This window comes from Pseudothioclava nitratireducens, from assembly GCF_029210495.1.
In the GTDB taxonomy this organism is placed as follows: domain Bacteria; phylum Pseudomonadota; class Alphaproteobacteria; order Rhodobacterales; family Rhodobacteraceae; genus Pseudothioclava; species Pseudothioclava nitratireducens.
This window is the reverse complement of the sequence record NZ_JARGDK010000022.1, coordinates 1-5,068: the sequence shown is the minus strand read 5'-3', so window position 1 is coordinate 5,068 and position 5,068 is coordinate 1. Positions and strand designations below refer to the sequence as shown.

The window sequence follows — 5,068 nt, the reverse complement described above, 5'->3', positions numbered from 1 at the left end:
CATAACCACGAAAGCCGCCTGATCATGACCTCAGGCCATCTGGGAAATTACACCACCTTGACGGACGCTACCGGCGGGAGCCGCAATCGGTGGCGGCTTTGGCGGCACAGTTCTGGGGCTTTCGGGCGCGGTGATCGGACGTGCGGTCGGGGCTACCTTGGGCCGTGCGATCGATCAGCGCTTGCTGGGGGCGGGGTCGGGTTCCGTCGAAACGGGGCGAGTGGATCGCTTTCGGCTGACCAGTGCGAGTGAAGGCGCTGCCGTTCAGAGCATCTGGGGACGGATGCGGGTCTCGGGGCAGGTCATTTGGGCCTCGCGTTTTCTTGAGACGCGCCAGCGTCAGCGTGGAGGCAAGGGCGCGCCGCGTCCAACCACTACGAGCTATAGCTATTCCGTGAACCTAGCGCTTGCGCTTTGCGAAGGAAATATCCTGCGGGTGGGGCGTGTTTGGGCTGACGGTATCGAGCTTGATCTTTCGACGGTGACGATGCGTGTCTACACGGGAGGCGATGACCAGCTTCCCGATCCCAAGATCGCCGCAATTGAGGGGGCGGAGCTTGCGCCGGCCTATCGCGGCATCGCGTATGTGGTGTTCGAAGACTTGCAGCTAGCGCCTTTTGGGAACCGGGTGCCACAGTTTTCGTTCGAAGTTGTTCGCCCCGCTCAGGGTCAGATGGTCGAGAAAATGCCGCCTGATCTGGTGACGGGGGTGCGTGCCGTCGCGACGATCCCCGGAACCGGAGAATATGCGCTGGCAACCACGCCTGTTCAGATTGGCCGGATCGGGAGCACTGCATCGCTGGCGTCTTCATCGGCGCTCACAGGTCTTGCGGCTGCCGGTTTGGCTGGTGAGACCGGTATCGTAAACCTGAACGCGCCAGGCAACCTGACCGATTTCGCGCGCGCTCTCGAGTCTTTGGATGCTGAGTTGCCCGCTTGCGAGGCAATGTCGCTGGTTGTGTCTTGGTTCGGAAACGACCTGCGCTGTGGACAATGTGATATCCGACCAAAAGTCACGGACAAGACTGTGGATGGCATCAATATGCCTTGGCAGGTTTCGGGTCTCGCCCGAAGTAATGCGTCGGAGGTGCCGCGCCTGGATGGCAAGCCCGTTTATGGTGGCACGCCGGCAGATGTATCTGTCGTTGAGGCGATCCGGGCAGCCCAAGAACGAGGCAAGGCGATCAGCTTTTATCCGTTCATTCTGATGGAGCAACTCGAGGGGAATTCGAGAACTGACCCTTGGACGGGAAGCGCGAACCAGCCGGTTTTACCTTGGAGGGGCCGAATTACCCTGTCAATCGCGCCCGGGCGTGATGGGAGCCCGGATGGGCGTATTGCCGCAGAAGAGCAGGTGACGCGATTCTTCGGGGCCGCGCAGGCTCAGGATTTTCAGGTTGGGGCTGGTCGAGTAACATATACTGGGCCTGACGAATGGAGTTTGCGCCGTTTCATCCTGCACTATGCGCATCTGTGCGCTTTGGCCGGCGGTGTTGACGCATTCTGCATCGGCTCTGAGATGCGAGGGCTCACGCAAATTCGTGGTCCTGGAAATAGCTTTCCCGCTGTTCAGCAGATGCGCGTTCTGGCGGCTGATGTACGTGGAATTCTCGGGGCTGAGTGCAAGATTGGCTATGCTGCCGATTGGTCGGAATATTTCGGGTATGACACGCCAGAAGGGGACCGCTACTTCCACCTCGATCCGCTTTGGGCCGATCCCAATATCGATTTCGTCGGTATCGACAACTATATGCCGCTCTCCGATTGGCGAGAGGGCGAAGCGCATGCGGATGCCGAGTGGGGATCAATCTACAACCTAGAGTACCTCAAGGCCAATATTGAGGGGGGGGAAGGCTATGACTGGTTCTATGCTGGGGAGGCGCATAGGGATACGCAGAACCGAACACTGATCCGTGATGGTGCCTATGGTGAGGACTGGCTGTGGCGCTACAAAGACATTCGGAACTGGTGGGCGAATGCACATCACGACCGGGTTGGTGGAGTGCGCCTTGAACAGCCAACCGCATGGGAGCCGCAATCCAAGCCAATATGGTTCACAGAGTTTGGATGCGCGGCGATCGACAAGGGCTCGAACGAGCCAAACAAATTCCTCGATCCCAAGAGTTCCGAGTCGAGCTTGCCGCGTTACTCGGATGGGCGGCGTGACGAGCTGATTCAGATGCAGTATCTGCGCGCCATCATAGACTATTGGAACGCGTCCGAGAACAATCCCGTCTCCGAAATCTACGGCGCCCCAATGATTGACATGTCTAAGGCTCATGTTTGGGCATGGGATGCGCGCCCCTATCCTCAGTTCCCTGCGCTTTCTGATCTGTGGAGTGACGGTGCTAACTATGCTCGCGGGCATTGGATCTCCGGTCGTGCAGTTTCGCAACCGCTTGCAAACGTCGTTGCTGAAATCTGTGAGCGTGCGGGCCTAGTTGATGTCGATGTATCCGGGCTCTACGGCGTCGTGCGCGGATATGCGCTCGAAGGGGGACTGTCGGCACGTGGGGCATTGCAGTCGTTGATGCTTGGATACGGGTTCGACGCTGTGGAGAGGGACGGTGCAGTTATATTCCGGATGCGAGATGGGCGCGCTGCTGCATCGGTGACGCCCGAGATACTGGGCCTCTCCGAGGAAGGGGCCGTCTTCGAAACTTCGCGAAGCCCGCAGGCGGAGATCGCGGGACGTGTGCGCTTGTCGTATATTGAGACGGATGGAGCGTTTGAAACGCGCGCCGTCGAAGCGGTGTTTCCTGACGATCCGGGCGAGGTTGCGGCCGCATCGGAAGTGGCATTGGCTCTTACCCGTCCTGAGGCCCAACGCATCGTAGAGCGCTGGTTGAGCGAAGCGCGCGTGGCGCGAGACAGTGCACGTTTTGCGCTGCCACCGTCGCTTGGATATCTTGGCGCTGGCGATGTGCTTGATATTAAAACGGAAGAAGGGGAGCGGCGCTATCGTGTCGACCGCGTCGAGCAATCGGGATTGCTTATGATGGAGGCGGTTCGGGTAGAACCCGGCCTCTACCAAGCTTCGGAAGAAAATGACGACCAGGTGAGCATCGCGCCGTTTTCGGCTCCCGTAACTGTAACGCCGGTTTTTCTCGATCTGCCATTGATGTCGGGTCAAGAGGATCCCTATGCCCCGCATTTGGCAATTGCGGCCTCGCCCTGGTCGGGGGCGGTCAGTGTCTATTCTGCCGTAGAAGACGCAGGTTATGCACTGAATAGCCTTGTGGAAGGAGCATCGGTGATCGGTATGACGTTGACGCCGTTACCCGCGGCTCAAACCGGGGTGTTTGACCGGGGTCCCTCGTTGCGAGTTCGCCTGATCGCCGGAGAACTGGAGACCGTTTCCGTGCAGCGTTTGCTGACAGGGGCGAACTTGATGGCGATTGGGGATGGTAGCTCTGATCGATGGGAACTGCTGCAATTTATGAGCGCGACGCCGGTAGAACCCGGCGTTTGGGATATCGGTATGCGGTTGCGTGGGCAGTTGGGATCAAATGGTCTCATGCCTGACTATTGGCCTGTTGGGAGCGTTGTCGTCTTGCTCGACGGGACGCCGGATCAAATCGGCTACGCACCGGAAGCGCGAGGGCTTGCCCGGCATTTCCGGATCGGGTCAGCATTACGCAGTTATGACGATCCCAGTTATGTACATACGATTCAGGCCTTTAACGGTATAGGATTGCGCCCGCTAAGCCCGTGCCATTTGAAATCAGCGATGTTGGGGGCGGACATTCGGGTTTCATGGTTGCGCAGGACACGCATCGGAGGCGATAGCTGGGAAGGTGTCGATGTGCCGCTTGGAGAAGCACGCGAAGGCTACCTGGTGCGCATAATAGAAAATGGTGCCGTGCGTCGGGAAACGTATACGGAAACGAACGAATGGACCTACCCGGCGGAATTGCGCCAGGTCGACTTGACAGGTTCCCATTTTGAAATCGCCATAGCGCAACTTTCCGACGTTTATGGCCCCGGCCTGTTTGCATCGCTTGAGGTCAAGGTCTGAGTGTCAGGGAACAGCTGGGACCAAGTAAGAAAGTCCTGATTAGGGTCTTTTCTGTGACTTTCCCTTCCACTATTCCCGCCAAGGCCTATGTGTTAGTCTGCAAGAAGCAAGGGGAGGCGCAAATGGCCCATATCAAAGCGAAAGTATCCGCGATTGATCCTGTCTGGTCGCGCATTTGCGATGAGGCCCGCGGTGCGGTTCGCGATGAACCCTTGCTGGGTGCGCTGATCCATGCCGGTTTGTTGCACCACCCGTCTTTGGAGCGAGCGCTTGCCTATCGTTTTTCTCTGAAACTTGCTTCGGGTGAAATGAGCGAGCAGCTGCTGCGCGAGATTGCGGATGAGGCTTACAGTTCGGAGCCGGACATTGGGGCCGCTGCGCGTGCCGATCTTGTTGCGGTCTATGATCGTGATCCGGCATGCCATCGCTTCTTGCAGCCCATCCTTTTCTTCAAAGGGTTTCAGGCGCTGCAATCCTATCGGATTGCCCATTGGCTTTGGGGGCAGGGGCGACGGGACATGGCTTATTTCGTTCAGATGCGCACCTCTGAAATGTTCGGCGTTGATATCCATCCTGCTGCTCGGATCGGGCGTGGTGTGATGATTGATCATGCCCATTCGATCGTGATCGGTGAAACGGCTGTTGTCGGTGACAATGTTTCGATGCTGCACTCCGTGACGCTTGGCGGGACTGGCAAGGAAGAGGAAGACCGGCATCCGAAGATTGGAAACGGTGTTCTCATTGGCGCTGGTGCCAAAGTGCTTGGTAATATTCGCGTCGGTGAGAATAGCCGTATAGCGGCCGGTTCTGTTGTTCTTGCCGATGTGCCCTGCTGCAAGACTGTGGCGGGAGTGCCGGCAAGAATCGTAGGTGATGCCGGTTGCGATCAACCCGCATCCGAGATGGATCAGATCCTGAAGAACGGCTGCTAGGTAGGATTACATTAGAAAAAGGCCGGGGCGCGCTGAGCGTCCCGGTAGCGTCCACGGACGTGGTGTAAATTCAGCGCCGTCTTCGGTGTAATCTCAGGTGGCCATCGAGGTGTATGGT

At 58.1% G+C, this 5,068-nt stretch carries 2 protein-coding genes; both read left to right on the top strand.

Annotated features, from left to right (window positions below; all coding sequences use genetic code 11):
- Positions 1–85: 85 nt before the first annotated feature.
- The gene (locus P0X85_RS14840) at positions 86–4,018 is read left to right on the top strand and encodes a baseplate multidomain protein megatron (protein ID WP_420851848.1); all 3,933 of its coding nucleotides are present in this window, start codon (positions 86–88) and stop codon (positions 4,016–4,018) included.
- A gap of 122 nt (positions 4,019–4,140) precedes the next feature.
- Positions 4,141–4,950 carry a serine O-acetyltransferase gene (gene cysE, locus P0X85_RS14835; RefSeq protein WP_275815079.1) on the top strand — a complete coding sequence of 270 codons (810 nt, stop codon included), beginning with the start codon at positions 4,141–4,143 and terminating at the stop codon, positions 4,948–4,950.
- The last annotated feature ends 118 nt before the right edge of the window (positions 4,951–5,068 follow it).